Source organism: Myxococcus sp. AM009, from assembly GCF_013372605.1.
Taxonomy (GTDB): domain Bacteria; phylum Myxococcota; class Myxococcia; order Myxococcales; family Myxococcaceae; genus Myxococcus; species Myxococcus vastator.
Genome location: NZ_JABXEP010000147.1, coordinates 1 through 20,079 on the forward strand (window position 1 = coordinate 1; position 20,079 = coordinate 20,079).

At 70.3% G+C, this 20,079-nt stretch carries 16 protein-coding genes, 2 tRNA genes and 1 pseudogene; 7 read left to right on the forward strand and 12 right to left on the reverse strand.

Translation table 11 applies throughout. From position 1 onward, the window contains the following. Nucleotides 1-2,414: RND family transporter (locus tag HV824_RS28255; protein WP_217917820.1), on the reverse strand; the 2,414-nt coding region annotated here is incomplete at its 3' end. A 374-nt stretch (nt 2,415-2,788) separates the two neighbouring features. Here HV824_RS28255 and HV824_RS28260 point away from each other — a divergent pair. Genes HV824_RS28260 through HV824_RS28270 form a run of 3 tightly spaced genes read left to right on the forward strand, consistent with a single transcriptional unit; the run spans nt 2,789 to nt 6,545 of the window. After that, a complete protein-coding gene (locus HV824_RS28260) occupies nt 2,789-4,327 on the forward strand; it encodes an aminotransferase class I/II-fold pyridoxal phosphate-dependent enzyme (protein WP_176424662.1) in 1,539 nt (512 codons plus the stop codon). 7 nt (nt 4,328-4,334) lie between these two features. Further along, nucleotides 4,335-5,516 (forward strand): N-acetyltransferase, encoded by a 1,182-nt coding sequence (locus HV824_RS28265; protein ID WP_176424663.1) that lies wholly within the window; start codon nt 4,335-4,337, stop codon nt 5,514-5,516. A 27-nt stretch (nt 5,517-5,543) separates the two neighbouring features. Then, complete coding sequence (locus HV824_RS28270) at nt 5,544-6,545, forward strand: NAD(P)-dependent oxidoreductase (RefSeq protein WP_176424664.1); 1,002 nt, start codon at nt 5,544-5,546, stop codon at nt 6,543-6,545. A gap of 68 nt (nt 6,546-6,613) precedes the next feature. Here HV824_RS28270 and HV824_RS28275 read toward each other — a convergent pair whose 3' ends face one another. Together HV824_RS28275 and HV824_RS28280 are read right to left on the reverse strand one after the other, a co-directional pair. Beyond that, nucleotides 6,614-7,219, reverse strand: coding sequence for a phospholipid-binding protein MlaC (locus HV824_RS28275; protein ID WP_163785149.1), 606 nt, complete (start codon nt 7,217-7,219; stop codon nt 6,614-6,616). Between the two features lie 52 nt (nt 7,220-7,271). Further along, nucleotides 7,272-8,978: a TolC family protein gene (locus tag HV824_RS28280; RefSeq protein ID WP_255208405.1), complete on the reverse strand. Its 1,707-nt coding sequence runs from the start codon at nt 8,976-8,978 to the stop codon at nt 7,272-7,274. 256 nt (nt 8,979-9,234) lie between these two features. On the opposite strand from HV824_RS28280, the gene HV824_RS28285 reads away from it, so the two are divergent. Further along, nucleotides 9,235-10,158, forward strand: a complete 924-nt coding sequence (locus HV824_RS28285; protein WP_163785145.1) for a class I fructose-bisphosphate aldolase — start codon at nt 9,235-9,237, stop codon at nt 10,156-10,158. A 141-nt stretch (nt 10,159-10,299) separates the two neighbouring features. Here HV824_RS28285 and HV824_RS28290 read toward each other — a convergent pair. From HV824_RS28290 to HV824_RS28310, 5 genes are all read right to left on the reverse strand, one after another. Next, nucleotides 10,300-10,372: transfer RNA gene (locus HV824_RS28290), tRNA-Ala, on the reverse strand. Nucleotides 10,373-10,428: 56 nt separating this feature from the next. Beyond that, nucleotides 10,429-10,830 (reverse strand): hypothetical protein, encoded by a 402-nt coding sequence (locus HV824_RS28295; RefSeq protein ID WP_255208403.1) that lies wholly within the window; start codon nt 10,828-10,830, stop codon nt 10,429-10,431. Between the two features lie 56 nt (nt 10,831-10,886). Next, entirely contained in the window at nt 10,887-12,173 is a 1,287-nt protein-coding gene (locus HV824_RS28300; RefSeq protein WP_176421013.1) for an RsmB/NOP family class I SAM-dependent RNA methyltransferase, read from the reverse strand. Between the two features lie 101 nt (nt 12,174-12,274). Beyond that, nucleotides 12,275-12,949, reverse strand: a complete 675-nt coding sequence (locus tag HV824_RS28305) for a response regulator (protein ID WP_176421006.1) — start codon at nt 12,947-12,949, stop codon at nt 12,275-12,277. 102 nt (nt 12,950-13,051) lie between these two features. After that, nucleotides 13,052-13,137 (reverse strand) — tRNA-Leu (locus HV824_RS28310). A 96-nt stretch (nt 13,138-13,233) separates the two neighbouring features. On the opposite strand from HV824_RS28310, the gene HV824_RS28315 reads away from it, so the two are divergent. The 3 genes from HV824_RS28315 to HV824_RS28325 all read left to right on the forward strand — a co-directional run bounded on the left by HV824_RS28315 (nt 13,234) and on the right by HV824_RS28325 (nt 17,118). Continuing rightward, entirely contained in the window at nt 13,234-13,977 is a 744-nt protein-coding gene (locus HV824_RS28315) for a M48 family metallopeptidase (protein ID WP_163785139.1), read from the forward strand. A gap of 399 nt (nt 13,978-14,376) precedes the next feature. After that, complete coding sequence (locus tag HV824_RS28320; RefSeq protein ID WP_176424666.1) at nt 14,377-15,333, forward strand: diguanylate cyclase; 957 nt, start codon at nt 14,377-14,379, stop codon at nt 15,331-15,333. Nucleotides 15,334-15,381: 48 nt separating this feature from the next. Then, nucleotides 15,382-17,118, forward strand: a complete 1,737-nt coding sequence (locus HV824_RS28325) for a response regulator (protein WP_176424667.1) — start codon at nt 15,382-15,384, stop codon at nt 17,116-17,118. Here the strand turns inward: HV824_RS28325 and HV824_RS28330 are convergent. The 4 genes and pseudogenes from HV824_RS28330 to HV824_RS28345 all read right to left on the reverse strand — a co-directional run. Beyond that, nucleotides 17,106-18,032 carry a bestrophin family protein gene (locus tag HV824_RS28330; protein WP_176421002.1) on the reverse strand — a complete coding sequence of 309 codons (927 nt, stop codon included), beginning with the start codon at nt 18,030-18,032 and terminating at the stop codon, nt 17,106-17,108. The genes HV824_RS28325 and HV824_RS28330 overlap by 13 nt on opposite strands. Nucleotides 18,033-18,148: 116 nt before the next feature. Beyond that, a complete protein-coding gene (locus tag HV824_RS28335) occupies nt 18,149-18,709 on the reverse strand; it encodes an HdeD family acid-resistance protein (protein WP_368671051.1) in 561 nt (186 codons plus the stop codon). A gap of 234 nt (nt 18,710-18,943) precedes the next feature. After that, nucleotides 18,944-19,870 carry a tRNA (adenosine(37)-N6)-dimethylallyltransferase MiaA gene (gene miaA / locus HV824_RS28340; protein ID WP_176421000.1) on the reverse strand — a complete coding sequence of 309 codons (927 nt, stop codon included), beginning with the start codon at nt 19,868-19,870 and terminating at the stop codon, nt 18,944-18,946. Beyond that, a pseudogene (locus HV824_RS28345) lies at nt 19,863-20,079 on the reverse strand (hypothetical protein); the annotation flags it as partial. The pseudogene HV824_RS28345 and the gene miaA, both read right to left, overlap by 8 nt.

Below are 20,079 nucleotides of genomic sequence, written 5' to 3' on the forward strand. Positions count from 1 at the left end.
ACCCCATTCTCGCGCCCCGTCCACCGCTCCAGCAAGGCGAGCAGCGCAGGGAAGAAGACCGTGGTCCCCAAGAAGGTGCACATGACCCCCAGTAGCGCAATCTGACCGATACTCCGCAGCCCCTGGTGGTTGGCGACCAGCAGCGCGCCATACCCGGCCGCGTTGGACAGCGTGGCCACCACGGCCGCCAGCCCCGTATGGCGCACCACCTTGCCGAGCGAGCCGGGCCCCTCCTCCTCGTACCGGTGGAACAGATGCACCGAGTTGTCCACGGCGATGGCCAGCAGGTTGGGCAGCACCACCGCGTTGATGAAGTTGAGCTGGACGTCGAAGAGGTACATGCCCCCCGCCAGGCACGTCATGCCCAGGAACAGCGGCCCGGTGACGAGCAACGCGCGCTTGAAGCCGCGCAGGCTCACCAGGATGACGACGAACACCACCGCGGCGGCGGACCCCAGGATGAGCGGCCCGTCCGCGCTCACCAGCGCGAAGATGCGCGCGGCGATGCGGTTGCTGTCCAGCACGGCCAGGTCGATGCCGCGCGCCTTCGCGCCCTCCACCACCTGGTCGATTTGCGTGGCCCAGCGCCGCAGCTCCTCGGTGTCGGAGTTGGAGACGGACGGGAACAGGAGCAGGAAGGTGCCCTTCCCGTCCGTGGCCTCGAAGCGCCGGCGCACCTCCACCGGCACCGCCTCCAGGCCGTAGGGCTTCGCCGCCAGCATCCGCTGGAACTCCCGCAGCCGCGCGTCCTCGCGAAGCGCCGCGGGCAGGTCCTCCAGTTCTTGGAAGGCCTCGCGCAGGGCCGCCAGCTCCACCTCCCGGCGCTCTCCATCGGAAGGCAGCAGGTCGTTGAGGGACGCGGAGCCGAGGATGGCGGAGTCCGCGCCGTTGCGCTGCTTCACCTCCGCGATGACGGCCTCCACCTGCGCCGCCTGCGCCACGTCGTCCACCAGGAAGATGGCCGGGTTGAGGGGCTGGCCCAGCTGTTCGGTGACGCGGTCATCCAGGCGCGACGCCGGGGACTCGCCCTTGAGCTTGCGCATGTCCGTCTCGAAGCCCAGCTGGGGCGCCACGGAGACGGAGAACGCGGCGAAGCCCACCACCGACAGCGCCAGCGCGGCGATGACGCCCGTGGGCCAGCGCCGCCACGCCCGCTCCGGCGGGGCCACCTGGGGCGCGGTGGCCTCCGCCGCCACGTCCGCGCGGGCCGGACGCAGGCGCTCCGCGATGGCCAGCAGCGACGGCCCCATCGCATACGTCGCGAGCACGGCCAGCAGCACGCCCAGGCCGGCCAGCAGGCCGAACTGGTTGAAGGCCTGGAACTGGGCCAGCAGCAGCACGAAGAACGCCGCCGCGTTCGTCACCGCGGACGTCACCGCGCCGCGGAAGGTGCCGCGCACCGCCGCGGCGATGGCCTCGCGCGCCGGCCGCGTGCGCCGCTCCTCCCAGTACCGCATGCACAGGTGGACGCCATACTCGATGCCCAGGCCAATCAAGATGGCGACGAGGAAGCCCGTCACGATGTTGAGGTGGCCAATGGCGAGCTGCGCCGCCGCGAACGTCAACACCACGCCCACCATGACGGGGATGCCGACCACGGCCAGCGCCGCGACGCGCCGCGTGGCGAGCAGGATGAGGCCCACCGCGACGAGCGCGGACAGCGTGCCCGCGCGCGACAGGTCGCCGCGCATCACCGCGTCCTCTTCGATGCGCCCCTGGAAGTTGCCCGTGGCCTGCAGCGTCACGCCCGGATAGCGCCGCGCCGCGAGCGTGCGCCCGGTGCCCATGACCTGGTCCACGAAGCGCCGCGCGAAGGCCAGGTCTCCCGCCGTCCCGGACGGCTTGATCATCAAATAGACTTCGGTGCCGTCCGCGCTGGCCAGCGTCTCGCGCATGGGCGCGTCCGGCGCGTACTTCTTCGCGAGGGCTTCGAAGTCCAGCGGCTCCGGCGTGCCCCCCAGGTCGAAGAAGAACGGGTTGGCGCGCTGCCGCTCGTAGCGCATGCGCGCCGTCAGGTCCTGGCGTAGCGCGGCGAGCTTCTCGATGGGCAATAACAGCAGCGCATTTCGACGAAAGAAGTCCACGTCATAGCGATGCTCGACGTAGCGGACCTCGGGCATCACTTCCAATTGCGTCTGCAATTCGGCCGCGTATGCCTCCAGCCGCTCCGGAGTGTCTCCCTTTGCAACGAGGACCAGGTAGCCGTCCCCGCCTGCCTTCTCTGACACGCGTGTCAGATCCCGCACTTCCGGGGAGCCCCGCGGGAGCAGCTCCACGAACGACCCGCGGAACTCCAGCCGCGACGCCACGGCCACCCCGCCCAGCGCGAGCAGTGAGAACACGAGCAACACCTGCCAGGGCCGCGAAACCGCGGCCTGGATGAAGCCTTCGAACCACCGTTGAGACCTGGCCAACGTCGACTCCTCGGGGACCGGCGACGGAGCAAATTCCCGGCCAGTCAGCGGCGCTCTTGAACAGCGGGTGAAACGGAAGGCCTCCAGGCGCGCCACACGGACAGCAGGTGTGCAGCCCGATGCACACCCCGCGCTCCAGTATCGACTGGAGAACACCGTGTGTCGGACGGCGGGGTGCCATCAAAGTCTCAGTGCTGTCAAGGCGAGCCCGGATGCGGGTGACGACAGAGGGATGGAGGGCGCGGCGCTTGCCTTGACACTGCCGCGCTCCCTCTTTATTCACGCCCCCGCGTCCCCCGTCAGAGGCCGCCGGACGCAGAAATCCCCGACGCGGATTGCTCCCTGCATCGGGGGAGTCGCGACTGGAGAGCCCCATGAGCGACGTCTTCGACAAGTGCCGTAACTGGAAGGACTACCGTATCGCGAAGGCGACGGGTCTCTATCCGTACTTCCGCGCCATCGAAGCGTCGCACGGCGCCACCGAGGTGGAGATCGAAGGCAAGCGCGTCATCATGGTCGGGTCCAACAACTACCTGGGCCTGTCCGCCGATCCGCGCGTGAAGGAAGCGGCCATCAAGGCGACGGAGAAGTTCGGTACCACCAGCTCCGGCTCGCGGCTGCTCAACGGCACGCTCGCGCTGCATGAGGAGCTGGAGGCGCGACTGGCGAGGTTCCTCAACCGCGAGTCCGCCATCGTCATCTCCACGGGCTTCCAGACGAACCTCGCGCTGGCGTCCATCCTGGGCCGGCACGACATCGTGTTCAGTGACCGGCAGAACCACGCCTCGCTGGTGGACGGCATCCGCCTGTCCTTCGCCACCGAGCGCAAGTTCCGCCACAACGACATGGACCACCTGGAGCAGTTGCTGTCCCAGGCGGACCCCGAGGTTGGCAAGATCATCGTCACCGACGGCGTCTTCTCCATGGAGGGCGACCTCTGCAACCTGCCCCGCATCGTGGAGCTGGCGAAGCACTACAACGCGCGGGTGATGACGGATGACGCGCACGCCATGGGCGTGCTGGGCACGCGGGGCCGGGGCACGTCCGAATACTTCGATCTGGAGAAGGAGACGGACCTCGTCATGGGGACCTTCTCCAAGAGCTTCGCGTCGCTGGGCGGCGTGCTGGCCGGTCCCTTCGAGGTCATCAACTACATCCGCCACAAGGCGCGCTCGGTCATCTTCTCCGCGTCCATGACGCCGGGCTCCATCGCCGCGGCGCTCAAGACGCTGGAGATCATCGAAGCGGAGCCGGAGCGCCGCGCCCGCCTGCTGGACATCGCGGAGAAGATGCACAACGGCTTCCGCGCCATGGGCTTCGACACGGGCGTGTCGGTGACGCCGGTGGTGCCGGTGCACATCGGCGACCAGGTGAAGTGCTTCCGCTTCTGGCGCGCGCTGCACGAGGCCGGCGTCTTCGCCAACCCGGTGATTCCGCCGGCGGTGGAGCCGGGCCACGCGCTCATCCGCACCTCCTACATGGCCACGCACACGGACGCGCAGCTGGACCGCGTGCTGGACACCTTCGAGAGCATTGGCCGGAAGCTGGGCGTGATTCCGGAGACGCGCCCCACCGTCTACGAGCCGGTGCAGATTGCCCGCCCGGGTACCCGCATCCTGGCCAACCGCGCGAGCGAGACCTGGGCAGCGGGCTCGAACGGCCTGCTGGCCGACACGGGCGGCATCACCCTGGACCAGCTGTCGCGCATGTCCTCGCGCGAGGTGGCCGGGCGCCTGTTCGACGCGGTGGAGCAGCTCACCTGGCGCGCGGCCAACCTCCAGCCGGAGGACCTGCGCAAGCTGGGCAACGCGCCGCTGAAGCTGTGGGAGAAGCGCGGCGAGCTGCCGGGCCTGCTGCTGGAGAAGGGCGCTCACTTCTTCATGCGCAACGGCGCCCACTCCGACCGGAACTGAACCGCCCATGGCCCTCCACGCCGAGCCGTCCCAACCCACCCGCGCGTCTCCGCCCATGCCCTCGGACGTGCAGGTGACCCCAGTCCGCGGCGAGGCGGAGCGGATGCAGTTCATCCGCCTCCCCTACGCTCTCTACCAGAGCGACCCGCACTGGGTTGCTCCGCTGGAGATGGAGCGCAGGGACTTCCTGGACCCGAAGAAGAACCCCTTCTTCGAGTACGGCGAGCTGGAGCTGTTCCTCGCCCGGCGCGGCCCGGTCGTGGTGGGGCGCATCGCCGCCATCCGCAACCCGCGGCACATGGAGCTTCACGGCACGAAGGAGGGCTTCTTCGGCCTCTTCGAGTGCGTGAATGACGCGGGCATCACCCGGAGCCTGCTGGAGGCCGCCGCGTCCTGGCTGCGCCAGCGGGGCATGAACGCCATGCTGGGGCCGGCCAACCTGTCCTCCAACCAGGAATGGGGCCTGCTCATCGACGGCTTCGACACGCCGCCCGCGGTGATGATGCCGCACAACCCGCCCTACTACGCGGCGCTGCTGGAGGCCTGCGGCCTGACGAAGGCCAAGGACCTGTACGCCTACGAGCTGTCGTCCTCCGCGCAGCCGCCGGAGAAGGTGGTGCGCATCGCGGAGAAGCTTCGCGTGCGCGACGGCGTCGTCGTGCGTCCGGTCAACATGAAGGACCTGGACGCCGAGGTGAAGCGCATCCGCGACATCTACAACTCGGCGTGGGAGAAGAACTGGGGCTTCGTGCCCTTCACCGACGCGGAGTTCGACCACCTGGCCAAGGAGCTCAAGACGGTCGTCCGGCCGGAGCTGGCGCTCGTGGCGGAGATCCAGGGCGAGCCGGTGGCCTTCTCCCTCACGGTGCCGGATGCCAACCAGGCCATCCGCGCGGCCAACGGGCGGCTCACCACGTTCGGCCTGCCCATCGGCCTGGTGAAGCTGGCGCTGGCCTCGCGCCGCATCAACCGGCTGCGCCTCATCATCCTCGGCATCAAGGAGGGCTACCGGCGCCGCGGCCTGGACGCCATCCTGTACCTGGACACCCTGCGCACGGCGAAGCGGCTGGGCTACGTGGGCGGGGAGATCTCCTGGACGCTCGAGGACAACCACCTGGTCAACCGCGCCATCGAGTCCATGGGCGCGCAGCGCTCCAAGACGTACCGCGTCTACACGCGCGCGCTCTGATCGCGGCCCGCCCCCGAGGAGTCTTCCTTGCGCTTCCTGCTCACTGGCGGCACCGGGTTCATTGGCCAGCGGCTCGCGCGCCGCGTGGTGGAGCGTGGCGACACGCTCACCCTCATGGTGCGCGCCAGCTCGCGGCGCGGGCCCCTGGAGGGACTGGGCGCCCGCTTCGTGGTGGCGGACCTGACGACGGGCGCGGGCCTGGCCGAGGCCGTGCGCGACGTGGACTGCGTGCTGCACCTGGCCGGCGTCACCAAGTCCCGCGAGCCCGAGGGCTACCTGGAGGGCAACGCGAAGGGCACCCGCCGGCTGGTGGAGGCCATGGCCGCCCTGCCCCACCCGCCCCGGCTGGTGTACTGCTCGTCGCTGGCCGCCGCCGGTCCGTCCACGCCAGAGCGCCCGCGCCGCGAGGAGGATCCCCCCGCGCCCGTGTCCCTCTACGGCCGCAGCAAGCTGGGCGGAGAGGAGGCGGTGCGGGAGCTCGCGGACCGCGTTCCGTCCGTCATCGTCCGGCCGCCCATCGTCTACGGGCCCGGTGACGTGGAGTTCCTCCCGTCGCTGCTGCCCATGGCGAAGCTGGGGCTGGCGCTCAAGAGCGGCTTCGGCCCCAAGCGCTACTCGCTCATCCACGTGGACGATTTGTGCACCGCCCTGCTCGCGGCCGGGGAGCGCGGCGCCACGGTGTCGAAGGAGGACGCGGCGCGTGGCGTGTACACCGTGTCCGACGGCGTGGAGCACTCCTGGGAGGACGTCTGCGCGGCCATGGCCGGGGCGCTCGGCAAGGGCCGGCCCGCGGTGCTGTCCGTGCCGCAGACGGTCAGCTACATGGTGGGGCTGGGCTCGGAGGCCGTGGCCCGCCTGCGCGGCACGGTGCCCATCCTCAACCGGGACAAGGTGCGGGAGATGCGGTGCCCCGCGTGGACGTGCTCCACCGAGCGCGCGAGCCGGGAGCTGGGCTTCCTGCCCACCATCCCCCTGGCCCAGGGCCTGGCCGGCACCCTGGCCGCATACCGCGAGGCGGGCGGTCGCTGAAAAAACGAAGGCCGAGGCACCCTCGAGGGCACCTCGGCCGGGACAGCTGACGCGGACCGCGCTGGGCGTCAGGGGACGGCCGTCTGCCCCGCGCTCTTCTCCGCCGACGCCGCGTTCTCCTTCTCCAGCTGCGCCCGCTTGCTCTTCAGCGTGGACAGCAGGCCGTCGAAGCCCTTGTCGGCGAGCAGCTTGCGGAACTGCCCCTTGTACGTGTCCACCAGGGACACTTCGTCGGTGATGACGTCGTAGATGCGCCAGGCCCCGCTGGCGGACGTGCGGTACAGGCGGTACTCGACGGGGACGGCGTCCTTCTTCACCGTCACCGTGGTGCCCACGGAGGCCTCGTTTCCGTCGATGCCTTCCTCGCCGTACTTCACCTGCGCTTGCGCCTGCCCCAGGGCCTTCTGGGCATAGGACGCGCGCAGCAGGCCCGTCATCGTGTCGGTGAACTCCTTGCGCTGGGCGGGCTTGAGGCCAGCCCAGGCCTTGTCACCCAGCGCGCGCTTCGCCAGCTCCTCGAAGTCGACGAACTTCTCCACCACGCTGGCGAGCGACTGCGCGGTGGCGCCGGACGCGTTGGCGGCCTTCTGCACGTCCGCGTTCCCGGATTTGACGACCGTCAGCGGGCCGGGCGCGGCGGCGAGCAAGGTGGCGGCAAGCAGGGAAGCAATCATTCAATGGGCTCCGAGTGAAAGGACGACAGGGAAGACAGTGGTGAGCGCATGGTTATTCACTCGGGGCCAGCGGCGCCCCGGTTACCCGCGCAAGGGCGGCCATTCCTACCCGAACGTCGTGCCAGCTCTTGCCTTTGTCACCTGAAGCCTGGGCATAGGCCGTGAATGCGTCCACCAGGTCACGGGTGTCACCGGTCCCCAGGTCGAACGCGGTGAAGGCAGCCGTTACCCACCGGCGGGCATTTCGTTCCGCTTCGCCAAAGGCCCGGGCGCGGCTCCAGGCGGCCACCAGTTCGCCGTGCACCTTGGCGACCTCCAGGCGGATGCCCGCGCGAATCTGCTTCTCCTGCGCGCGCAGCTTGTCCAGCTCCGCGCGGGCCTGCTCGAGCTGGGCATCCTTGATGGGAATATCGAACGTCCCCCGCATCACCAGGCCCAGGCCCGCGGTGCGGTCGTTGAACGGATCAAAGGCGAAGGGCGTGCGCTGCCGCGTGGCGCTGGTGGTGAAGCGCACGTCGTAGAAGCCGGCCAGGCCCAGGTCCGGGTAGTAGCTGCGCTCACGGATGAAGACCTCCTGCTCGCGCGCGGCGATGCCCGCGGCGACAGCCGTGAACTCCGGACGGTACTGCTCCGCGCGCACCAGGGCCTGCTCCAGGCTGGGCACCGGCACGTCCTCTTCGAGCTCCAGGTCTTCTTCCACCACCATCACGACGTCGTCGGGCCCCGCGTTGGCCAGCAGGCCGATGGCGGCGAGCGCGAGCTGCCGCCCCTGCAGGGCCTCCGCCTTGCGCGCCTCGACGAGCTGACGGAAGAACCGGACCTTGTACGAGTCCACCGCGGACACCTGGGCGGAGTCCTCCTTGAGCAGCCTGTCGATGCGCTGGCCGGCGTCCTCCAGCCGCTTCGCCACCTCTTCAATCTGCTGAAGCCCGCTGCGCGCCAGCTGGTAGCCGAAGTACGCCTGCGCCGCCTGGAAGCCGACCTCGTTGCGCATGCGCTCGCGGAGCGCGGCCCCCAACACCGGCCCCTGCGCGCCCGCCTTCTCCAGCGCCGTCAGCTTGCCGAAGGTATAGAGCGGCAGCACCGCGTTGCCGGTGGAGAACATCGTCACGCCGACGCGGCCGAAGTTCAGGTCGCCTTTAAAGGTGGCCTCCGTGGTGGGCGGTCCGCCCAGGCCGTCGTTGCGAGCCTCGGGCGTGGGGCCACCCGCGCCCACGGTGATTTCGAACTTGGGGAACCAGGCCCAGCGCGCCTGCTGGTAGAGCGCCTGGAACTTGCGCAGCTCCGCCGTCGCCTCCTCTACCCGGGAGTCGGATTCACGAGCCCGCGCCACCAGCTGCGCCAGCGTGAGCGGCGCCCGCCGCGCCGGCGTCTCCTCCGAGTCCGGCGCCTCCGTCACGCCGTCCTTCACCTGCTCCGCCTCGGCGGAAGGCGCCAGGGCCGGCGCGGGTGAAATGGCCTGCCCCCGCTGAGAGGAACCCGGCGTCTCCTCAATCGAGCTGGGGGCAATGCCCGGCGGGCTCGGTGGCAGCTCCCGCCCCCCGGTGCCCACGCCGCGCGTGGGCACGTCGGACCCCGGCGTCTCCAGGTCGGGTGTCGCCGGCGCGGGCATCGCTCCGGGCGCGGGCGTCGCTCCGGGCGCGGGCGTGGAAGGCGCCGGCGTGCTTCCGGTGCTGCCCGGTGAAGGGCTGCTCCCCGTCCCGACCGACCCGGGGGTGAGCTGCGCTCCGGCAACTCCCGCCGCGAGCACCAGCGCCATTGTCACGCCATGATCCAGGTGTCTGCGCATCAGCCCGCCTTGTGTGGTCCCCCATATCCGAGAACCCCACGGCGGCGCAGCATGTCCGTTCGGCATCGAGCCGTCACCGGTGTTGTTCGTCCCATGGGCGCCCCGTCCGGTGATGGGGGCTGCGCCCTGTCGTGGAACCCGTGACACTCGCGCGTGAAAAGGAGTTGGTAGGACGTGACGCATGCAGCAGATTGCGCCCTGTTCCCGAGACAGAGGATCCCCACACATGCCTCATACCGATCGCGTCAAGCAGATCCTGTCGTGGTACCCGTCCGACAACCCCGGCACGCTGACCAACCTGGCCCGGCTGCTGAACACCGGCACGCTGGCCGGCACGGGCAAGCTCGTCATCCTCCCTGTCGATCAAGGCTTCGAGCACGGCCCGGCTCGCTCGTTCGGGCCGAACCCCGCCGGCTACGATCCGGACTACCACATCCAGCTGGCCATCGAGTCGGGCTGCAACGCCTACGCGGCGCCGCTGGGCTTCCTGGAGGCGGTGGCCGGCAAGTACGCGGGTGAGATTCCCCTCATCCTCAAGGTCAACAACTCCGACAGCCTGGCCAAGGTGCCCCACCCCATGTCCGCGGTGACGAGCTCCGTGAAGGACGCCGTCCGCCTGGGTTGCACCGCCGTCGGCTACACCATCTACCCGGGCTCCGGGGCGCGCAACGAGCAGTACGAGGACCTCCGCGACATCATCGCCGAGGCCAAGTCCTACGGCCTGCCCACCGTCCTCTGGGCCTACCCCCGCGGCAGCCTGTCCAAGGAGGGTGAGACGGGAATCGACGTGGTGGCGTACGCGGCGCAGATCAGCGCCCAGCTCGGCGCGCACGTCATCAAGGTGAAGCCGCCGCAGGATCACCTCGAGCAGGCCGAGGCGAAGAAGGCCTTCGAGAAGGCCGGCATCGCCACCAAGACGCTGTCGGACCGCGTCCGCGAGGTCGTCCGCTCCGCCTTCAACGGCAAGCGCATCGTCATCTTCTCCGGCGGCGAGGCCAAGGGCACCGACGCCCTGCTGGAGGAGATCAAGCAGATCAACGCCGGCGGCGGCTTCGGCTCCATCATGGGCCGCAACGCCTTCCAGCGTCCGCACGCGGAGTCCATCAAGCTCCTCAAGGACGTGATGGCCATCTTCGCCGGCAAGGCGTAGGCGGCTCGGCGGTAGCCGCCGGAGCCCGAAGGCCCGTCAGCGCCCCGCTGGCGGGCCTTTTTCGTGCGCCACGGAGCGCCGCGCGACGCGGAAAACAAAAAGGCCCGCCAGGTCTCCCTGGCGGGCCTCTTCATTTCAGAGTGGAGCTAATCGGGATCGAACCGATGACCTCTTGAATGCCATTCAAGCGCTCTCCCAGCTGAGCTATAGCCCCGTCTTTTGCTGCTGAGCCGCTTTGGGGAGCGGCCCGACCGGCGAAGTGGGTGCCTTCTACCGCTTCTTCGCTCCAGGCACCAGAACTCTTTGAGGCCTGGGTGCGTTTTTTTGCTCTTTCAACCGCTCCGCCACTTCGTCCCCTTCCCGGAGGAGATCGGTGAGCTCGCGAGCGTGGGCTTCGACCGCCTGCTCCGCCGCCTCCACCGCCTTGAGCGCGGCGCCGAACCCCGCGGGCAGCTCCAGCCGGCCCTTCTGGACCTGACGCCAGACGGCTTCGCCCAGCTCCTTGAGCGCCTTCTCCTTGTGATCCTTCAACACGGTGGTGCGAGCGTTCGCCCGGGCCAGGTCCGTGTTGCGCTCCACGGCCTCGCGCAGCTCGGCCAGCCGGGCCTGCGCCGCCTGGAAGGCGTCGTTGATCTGCTTCACCACCTCGGACTGCTTCGAGTCGGCCGCCAAGTCAGTCACACTCCTTGAGAAATCAACGATTGCGTAGCGTGCGCTCTCGGAGCCTGTCAACCCGGCCCCGTCCCTGTCCTCCGCAGCCGGGCCGCGAAGAAGCCTCCCCCGGGGACCTTGGGAGGCAGCGCCTTCAGATAGGGGCCCTGCGCGGCGAGCGCCGCCCGCTCCGCGCCCAGGACGTCCTCGACTGGCTCCAGCGTGAACTCCGGATGCTTCGCGAGGAAGGCCTCCACCACCGCCTCGTCCTCCTCGGGCATCACCGAGCAGGTCGCATAGACGATGAGTGCACCCGGCTTCGCCTGGCGTGACACCTCTTCCAGCAGCTCCGACTGCGTGGACTGGTACTTGGAGATTTCCTGAGCGGTGAGCTTCCACTTCTGATCCGGCTCGCGCGCCAGGGAGCCCGTGCCGCTGCACGGCGCATCAATCAGCAGGACGTCCGCGTCGGACAGCGGGAGCGGATGCGGAAAGGCGACCTGCCGGAGGGAGAAGTGGCGCACGCGCTCGCGCGCCTCGGCCAGCCGTCGCCGCGAGCGGTCCCCGGCCAGCACCTTGCCCCGGGGTCCGACGAAGTCCGCCAACGCCAGCGTCTTGCCGCCCGCGCCGGCGCACACGTCCGCCACGGTGAAGCCCTCCAGCGAGCCCTCCTGGGGACGGCACAGCTCGGAGATGAGCTGGCTGCCCACGTCCTGCACCTGGAGCCGGCCGGACTTCATCATCCGCGTCTCGAAGACGCGGTGGCTGGAGTCCATCACCCGCACCGCGTCCGGCGCCGCGGCCACCGGCTCGGCGTTGACGCCCTCCTCCTTCAGCGCCGCCAGCACCGCGTCCCGGGTCCCCGGGGGCCGCGCGCGGAAGTGCAGCGACGGCTCTTCATCGAGCGACGCCAGCAGCCCCTCCAAGACGTCCTCCGGGTACACCTGGGCCAGGCGCTGCACCAGCCAGTTGGGGAACGAGTAGCGCAGGGCCAGCCGCTCCGTCTGGGACTCCGGCAGCGGCGCCTCCGGCAGCGGCTGCTCCACCACGCGCTGGAGCAGGTCGTCCTTGATGGTGCGCGGACGCACGGGCCCCGGCAGCCGGACCTCGGGACCAATGCGCGTCCAGCCCTCGCCACAGAAGATGCGGCGCCAGAGCGCATAGCGCACCAGCGCCTGGTCCTCCGTCAGCCCCACCTTTCCCATGGTGTGGCCCAGCAACCGGGCCGCCAGGTCCAGCAGGCGCTGGTGCCGGGACAGCTCCCGCACGGCCATGGCGGTGAAGCGCCGCTCCTGGCCGCCCAGGCCATTGGCCTCTCGCAAGGCGTTGGCGAGCGCGGCCTTCAAGGGCTCACCGCGAAGCACCGCGATATGGGCCTCAAGCGCCGCCGTCGCACCACGACGAGACGGACGACCCAGGCGCTCCGGGTCCACGGGCGTTGCCGGCCAGACGGAATCCACGTGCCTCAGCCCTGCCCTTTCAGTCCCACGCCCACCACCAGACAGCCCGCCGGGCTGCGCATCCGAGGCGTCTGCCCGGCCCCCAGGAAGAAATACCCGGGCGCCGCATGCGACACGCCATCCACTTCAAGTACGCCTTCGACTACCTGAATCCCCACGCCCCCCGGTGTCGGGTGGAACGCCCCGGTGAAGTCACCTCCGGCCGTCACCGACACCCACACCGCCTTCAGCGCGTCTTCCCGCGCGAGCTGGACGTGGGCGCCCTGCGGCGACCAGTCGCTCGCGGGAGGCCGCTGGCCCTGCGTGGCCAGCCGCTCCACGTCCTGACGCAGCGCGATGAAGCGCTCCACCAGGGCGTAGATGTCGTCAATCTGGAACGGCTTGAGGAGGATGGCGTCCGCCACCTGGGGCTGGACGGTCTGGATCACCTCGTCCGGCGTCGCGGCGCTGACAATGGCCACCGCCTGCTGGCGCCTCCGGGCCGCCTCGACGACCGTCCGGCCGCCCAGCTCGCCCCCCGCGATGCGCAAATCACTGATGACCAGGACGAAGCGCTCGGCCTGGAGGGCCGCGACCGCTTCCTCCCCGGTGCCGACCGCATGGACCTCCGCGAGCTCGGAGATGAGCTCGCCCATGCCTTCCCGCAGGCTCGCGTCATCCTCGACCAGCAACACCCTCATTGACGGGGGACCTCCGCCGCCCCTACCTGCTGGAGCCTGTCCTTTATCAGGACCGGGCGCGTCCAGCGCAAGAGCAGCGCGCCGGTCCTGCCCTTCGGATGATGGCCCTCCCCGGACTCGAACCGGGACGCGGGGTCAGCCGCAGCGGATTTTGAGTCCGCCTCGTCTACCAATTTCGACAGAGGGCCCCCTGCTGTCGCGACGAGCAGACGTATACCGCGACTTGATACCAAGTGCATCCGAAGATTGCGGTGCTCCACGCACATCGCTAAGAGGGGCCCCCCATGTACAACCTTCTCATTTCCCTCGGTGTGGGAATCGCCGTCGCGCTCCTGGTGAAGGTCGCCGGCTTCTCCATCTGGGCGGGGCTCGTCCCCGGAGTCCTGGCCCTCGTTGGCACCTACATCGTGCTCGCTCGCCGGGTGGCCAGCCGCGTCCAGGCGCTGATGACGGTGGTCCAGAAGGACCTTCAGTCCCAGCCCAGCAGCCAGAAGGACGCCCAGTCGCGGGTGGACCGGGCGGTGAAGACGCTGGAGCAGGGCCTGGTCTACGACAAGTGGCAGTTCCTGGTCGGTCCGGAGCTTCACTCCCAGATTGGCATGCTGAAGTACATGGTGAAGGACCACGACGGCGCCAAGGCCGCCTTCGCCAGGGGCAGCGGCCGCAACTACATGGCCAAGGCCATGGAAGGCGCCCTGTACTTCCAGCGCAAGGACTTCGACGCCATGAAGAAGGCGTTCGAGTCCGCGACGAAGAGCGGCAAGAAGGAGTCCATTGTCTGGGCGGCCTATGCCTGGTGCCTGCTCCAGAACAAGGACAAGGACGGCGCGCTGCGCGTGCTCGCCCGGGGCGTGGAGGAGAACCCCAAGGACGAGAAGCTCAAGGGCAGCCTCTCCCAGCTCCAGAACGACAAGCGCCTGAAGATGAAGCCCTACGAGCCCATGTGGTGGCAGTTCGGGCTCGAGGCGCCGCCGCCGGTCATGCCCCCCATGGGCGGCCGCCGCATGCAGTTCAACACCCGACGCTAGCGGCGCGTCGCGCGGCCCTCGAGCGTCTGCCCGCGCACGGGAATATCTACCGGCTTGCCCCTCGGCGCGCTGCAACGTCTTCCGACCCTGTACAACAGGGTGACGCAGCGGGTGCGCAACCGCCCGGAAACACTCTGACCGCCCTCCCCCACCGCGGGGCATGGTGCTTGCTCCCGCACCGTGCTCACGGATGGCGGGGAGAGGCCCCGCCTCGCGGAGCCTGACAGGCTTGGCAGCCGGAGGTCTCGGGTGAAGGTTGTGGGCATTGGGGTGTGCTTGCAGGACCGGGCGGCGGCGGATGCGCGTGGGGCGCAAGGGCGTTGGGAGCACACGGAAGGGCGTGGCACCCGAGACTTTCGGCCTGCCATTTCGCAGCAGCCGAGTGACGCGGAGTGGTGCATGGAACGGCGCGGCCGGACCTCCGAGCGGTCCCTTCTGCTCGTCATCGAAGACGACGCCCAGGTCCGAGAGAGCCTCGTGGACCTGCTCGCCGTCCGGTTCGATGTGCTCGCCGCACCGGATTCGGATGCGGGGCTGGACCTGGCGCGGGAGCACCGCCCGGACCTCATCCTCCTGGACAGGTTCCTTCCCAGCGGAGACGGGCTCGCGGTGCTGGAGCTGCTCCAGCGCGAGCCGCGCACGGAGGCGGTGCCCGTCATCTTCCTGACGGGCGACGCGGACGAGGCCACGCTGGAGCGCTGCCTGGAGATGGGCGCCGTGGACTTCATCCACAAGCCGGCCAGCGCGCGGGAGCTGCTGGCCCGGATAGACCGGGCGCTGCGCCAGAGCGAGCAGCAGCGCCGGCTGCAGATCCTCGCGCAGACGGACGGCCTCACGGGGCTGGCCAACTTCCGGGCGCTGACCCTCCGGATGGAAGAAGAGTTCCGCCGGGCCCAGCGCTATCAGTACCCGCTGAGCGTCGTCATCATCGACCTGGACCACCTCAAGGCCATCAACGACGGCATGGGCCATGACGTGGGCAACCGGGCCATCCTCGCGCTGGCCAACCAGTTGAAGCAGGAGCTGCGCGAGTCGGACTTCGCGGCCCGCTTCGGCGGCGACGAGTTCGTCGCGCTGCTGCCGCACCAGACGGCGCTGGAGGCAGCCGTCTTCGCCGAGCGCATCCGCACCGGGCTGCGCGCCGTCGGCGTCCAGAAGAACGACGGCCGCCCTGCCCCCTTCGGACTGAGTGTCAGCGTGGGCATCGCCGACCATACCTTCGAAGGGCCCCGCGAGGACACGGAGTCGCTGATGAAGGCGGCGGACGCGGCCCTCTACGAGGCAAAGCGCGAGGGGCGGGACCGGGTCGTCGTGTTCGGCAGGCCCGCGAACGCTCCTCCAGCGCAGCGGCACTGAACGGGGCGCGGTGAGGCAGGCAACGGCGGGGCAGCAGCGAGGGCGCGGATGATGCTGGGGAACAAACTGGCGACGGGTTCGAGGGTGGCGGTGGTGGGAGGCGGCATTGCCGGAGCGGGGCTTGCCGCCTCACTCCTCTTCAACGGGAGGGCCCGCGGGCTGGCGCTGGACGTGCGCGTGTACTCCGGAGGAGCGCAGGAGCGCACCGCCCCGCCGGCGGTGCTGACACCGGAATGCCGCTCACGCCTGGCCGCGCTGGGCTGCCGCATTCCCTCCGAATGGCGCGCCCATGAGCTGCGCGGCATTGAAATCATCGCCGAGGGCCGGCGCGAGCTGCTGTCCTCCACGCCCGGTGGCCTCTGGGTGGTGGACGGCTGGCCCCAGGGCCTGGGCGGCCTGGAGCAGGTGCGGGACGTGCTCGCCACCGCGGCCAGCGCCCAGGGCGCCCGCTTCCTTCCCCGCCATGTCGAGCGCGTGGAGCGGCAGGCCCCCGCGCCAGACGCGCCCGCCTCCGTGCGCGGCGCGGGCGCGCTGGTGGTGCGCGCCCAGGGCAGTGGCGAACGCTTCCACGCGGTGGCGCTGGCGTCGGGCGCCGGGCCGCTGATGGGTGACGCGTTCTTCAAGGGCTTCCGCCCTGCCCCCACCCTCCCGGCGGTGCAGGCCCGCCTGCGCCATGCTTCGCCTCGGCGGGAGCTGGCCCCGGTGGCCCGGCTGTGGATTTCGCCCCTGCCGACGGTGGATGGGCTGTTCCTGCTGCCCGGCGCCAGCTCGGTTTACGCGCTGGCCTTCGGGCCGGCGGTGACGCCCGCGGACCTGTGCCAGGTGCTGATGATGGCCGCGCGCGACGGCCTGGTGGAGGAAGGCTTCGAGCTGGCGGCCCTGGAGACCACCCGCCTGCCCTATGGACCCGGCCGGACGCTGGTGGCGCCGGGACAGCTTGCCGTGGGGCCCGCGGCCTTCGGCCACCCGCTCCAGGTGGGGCTGTCGGAGACGCTGGCTTCATGCAGCCGCGCGGCGGTGGCGCTGCTCGACGGCGGGCTGGACGCGGGCACGCTGGAGCGCCGCTACGTGCGCGAGGGCCTGGGAGAGCTGCTGGAGGACGCCGCCGCGGGGGCACGCACCCTCCCCTGGCTGCGCCGCGCGGGGCCTCGGGCGCCGGAGGCCTTCGTCAAGGCGAAGGGGCGGCGGACGCTGGGCGGCACCTTCGGCGGCGGGGTGCTGGGCCTGAGCGGCCCCACGCCCATCGCGCTCCTGGGCGCCGCGCGCTGGGCGGGCCTCAAGGAGCTGGTGGGCTCCTGGCTGCGCACCACGGTGGAGCCGGTGCCCTCGGTGGTGCCGGAGCTGGAGCCGGACCTCTACTACGTCGTGGATGACGACCCGGACGCGCGCGAGGCGCTCACGGCGCTGCTGGAGAGCACCGGGGCGAAGGTGGTGTCCTTCGCCGACGAGCTCGCCCTCTTCTGCGCGGTGGCCCGGCGGCCGCCCACGGCCATCCTCCTGGACGTGGTGCTGCACTGGGTGGACGGCCTGCGGCTGGCCGAGGGCCTGAAGCAGCATCCCCTCACCCGAAACACCCGCGTGCTGGTGATGAGTGGCCTCAACCGGCCCCATGTCCGGCAGCGAGCCCTGGACGCGGGGGCGGAGACCTTCCTGCCCAAGCCCGTGGACCCGGACCGGCTGCTGCGCATCCTCACCGGCCGGCCCCCTATGATGCCCGGACTGGAGCCCGCGCCGCACGCCTCGGACGACGCGCGCGAGCGGGCCGCGGACCGCTACGCGTCCTGACCGCCACCGGGGATGGCCACCGCGGAGACCGGGGCGTGGATGGCCTCGGCGCTCCCGGGCATCAGCGCCTTGAGGTTGCCGCGGATCGTCTCGCAGATCCGCTCCAGCGGCAGGTCGTTGTCGTCGTGGCCGAACGGGTCCTCAATCTCCACGCCAATCTCTTCAATGCCGAAGAAGACGTAGGCGACGATGAACGTGGCCGGCACCGTCATCCAGCCGAACGAGTCCACCAGCGCGAACGGCAGCGTGTAGCAGTAGACGAGCAGCGCCCGCCGCAGGTGCATCATGTAGGCGAACGGAATGGGCGTCTTGTGGATGCGCTCACAGCCGCCGAGGTAGTCGATGAGCAGCTGGACGTTCTGGTCGAGCTGCATCTGGACGTATTCGGCGTAGTAGCCCCGCTGCCGGCCCTCATCGAGCACGGCGGACAGCTTCTGCGACACCGCGAGCGGGACGTGCTGGCTGCCCAGCACCGCGTCCGCTTCGTCACGCGGCAGCTCGGAGGCGACGGGGCCCAGGTCGCGCTCCCCTCGCAGTGACGCGGCGGCGGCATAGGGGAAGGTGCTGATCCACCGCAGCAGCGCGCCGTAGAGCGCGGCGTCCCGACGCATGAAGACGCCGGAGGCGCGGGCCAGGTTGCGCGTCTCGTTGACGATGCCGCCCCACAGCTTCCGGCCTTCCCAGAAGCGGTCATAGGAGGCGTTGGTCCGGAAGACGAGCAGCAAGCTGAGCGAGATGCCGGCCAGCGTGTGCACCGTGGCCGGGATGTCCAGGGGCTTGAGGTGGTGATGGACCGCGGTGACGCCCACGGCCCACAACACACAGACGAGGACCCGCGCCACGATTTCGCGGACCATGGAGCCGCGAAGGTAATGAAAATAGCTCCACCAACGGTGCGGGTCGTAGTCGATCATGGTCGCAGGCTGCGTACGCTGCCGCGCCTGCGCGGGGCATGGCAAGCGTCAATCCAGGGGGACACGTGGGATGTGTCCGCCCTGGACTGCCGCTGCTGCCCTTGCCCGCCTGCCCGTCAGCGGGAGATGGAGGCAGGGGCTGTCGGGTTGCCCGAGCGGAGCACTCTCCGCACGGAGAGGGCGCCCGCCATCAGCGCCACGCCCCGGAAGAAGATGCCGATTCCCACCAGCGTGCCCACCAGCCAGACGGCGGAGATGGGCCACTGCCGCATCACGACGATGCCCAGGAAGATGGACACGGCGCCGTAGAAGAAGTCCCAGCCCCACCGGGGGTAGCGGTCCATCACCGAGGTGATGGCGTGGAAGAGCCCGCTGGCGAAGAAGTAGCCCGCCAGCAGCAGCGTCATCGCGCCCAGTCCCGCCGCAGGGTAGATGAGGACGAACAGCCCCACGACGACGGAGAGGATGCCGCTGAGCAGGTACAGCCAGAACGGGCCGCCCTCCTTGCGCGTCCGGAAGGCGGAGATGGCCTCCATGACGCCTGCTCCAGCCAGCATCGCGCCGAAGAGGATGGCCGTCACCAGGCTGGTGAAGAAGGCGGCCCCCAGCGCGACAATCCCCAGCAACGTCATCAGGATCCCCATGATGAAGGGGCCACCCCAGGCCGCCGAGTTCACCCTCGGCCTCGTGTCAGAGGTCACGACTTCCGGTCTGCGTTCATCGGTGAAGGCCATGGTGACTGCTCCTGAAGCGAGTGCACGTCGGAGGCCGAGCCGCCCGGCGTCTCGCCCGCCTGTTGGCAGGCGACAAGGGACCCCGGCACATCCACCGCCGAACATGGGCTCCCGCGATGGGGCCGGCAACGCTCGCTGACGCCGCTCTGTCCCCCGCCTGCCCCGGCCTCGAGGGCGTCAGGGTGTGCGACCGCCGCCGAGCGGAAGCGCCGCCTCGTATGGGGGCGCCAGGAAGACAGCACCGGGCTCCTTCCGGAACCACGTCAACTGCCGTTTGGCGTAGCGGCGCGTCTCCTGCGCGGTGTCGTGAATGGCCTCTTCGCGCGTCATCCTCTCCTCAACGACGGCGCGCGCCTGCACATAGCCCACGCTGCGCATGGGCGCCGCATCCGCGTACCCTCGCGCCAGCAGGTCGCGGGTCTCCTCGACGAGCCCACGCTCGAACAACCTCCGCGTGCGCGTGTTGATGAGCCCGTACAGCACGTCGCGCGGTGGCGACAGGACGTACAACTGGAAGGGATAGCGGTCCGGCGCGAAGGCATGGGCCTTCCGGAACGCCGAGGCGGGCACACCCGTCCGCGCATGAATCTCCAGCGCCCGGATGACGCGGACCAGGTCCTGCGGCGGGAGCTTCGCCGCCGTCTCCGGGTCCACCTCCGCCAGCTTCCGGTGCACCGCCTCGCGCCCCTCACCGGCCGCGAGCGCCTCCAGCTCCGCCCTCAGCTCCGGCAAGGCCCCGGGCGCCTCGAGCACGCCATGAAGCAACACGCGCAGGTACAGCCCGGTGCCGCCCACGACGAAGACAGGCCGACCGCGTGCGGCGATCTCCGCGATGACGACGTCCGCGCGCCGTTGGTACTCGACTGCGGAGAAGGTCTCCATCGGGTCCACGGCGGACACCAGGTGATGAGGCACCGCGGCCAGCTCCTCCGCGGAGGGCTTCGCCGTGCCGATGTCGAAGTGCCGGTACACCTGCTGCGAGTCCGCGCTGACAATCTCGCCACCGGCCCGCTGGGCCAGCGCGATCGCCAGCGCCGTCTTCCCCGACGCCGTCGGCCCGGCAATCACCGTCAACAGGGGCCGCCGCGCTCCACCCTCACCCATTCGCCAACGCTCCCTGAAGCACCGCCGCCGCGGACGCATCCCGCGCGAACACCAACCGCACGGGCGAAACCTCCGACAGCAACCGCCCCGCCGCGCCGAGCAGCCCCCCCCGCCCCGCGGGCGTCGCCTCGGGCAGCAGGGCGTTGACGAGCAGCATCCGTCCGACGTCTCCAGCGGCCCGCGGGGCGGGGGGGGCTGCTCGGCGCGGC